Annotated in this window: 1 protein-coding gene; it reads left to right on the top strand. The window is 61.9% G+C overall.

Going from position 1 to position 349, the window contains the following annotated elements:
• A partial coding sequence (locus FLP08_RS16305) for a P-type ATPase actuator domain-containing protein (RefSeq protein ID WP_162431159.1) occupies positions 1-349 on the top strand: 349 nt, incomplete at both ends.

The raw sequence follows: 349 nt of genomic DNA, 5'->3' as shown, positions 1-349 counted from the left end.
CGGCTGTCGCCCGACATGAACCTGCTCATGGTAGTCGCAGTCGCGGGTGCAATTGGCCTCGGCGAATTTTTCGAGGCGGCGACGGTTGCGTTCTTCTTCTCGCTCTCGCTTTTCCTCGAAAGCTGGAGCGTCGGGCGTGCGAGGAATGCGGTTTCAGCTCTGCTGGACCTGGCGCCGCCGACGGCAAGAATTCTTTATGATGACGGTTCGGAAGCGGACGTACCGGCTTCCGCGGTTGCTATCAACGCACGTTTCGTCGTGCGCGGCGGAGACCGCATCCCATTGGATGGTGAGGTTGTCGATGGGGCAGGGGCCGTCGATCAGGCGCCAATCACCGGAGAGAGTGCGC

This window comes from Christiangramia aestuarii, from assembly GCF_009735585.1.
Taxonomy (GTDB): domain Bacteria; phylum Bacteroidota; class Bacteroidia; order Flavobacteriales; family Flavobacteriaceae; genus Christiangramia; species Christiangramia aestuarii.
This window is presented reverse-complemented; position numbering and strand designations above follow the sequence as displayed.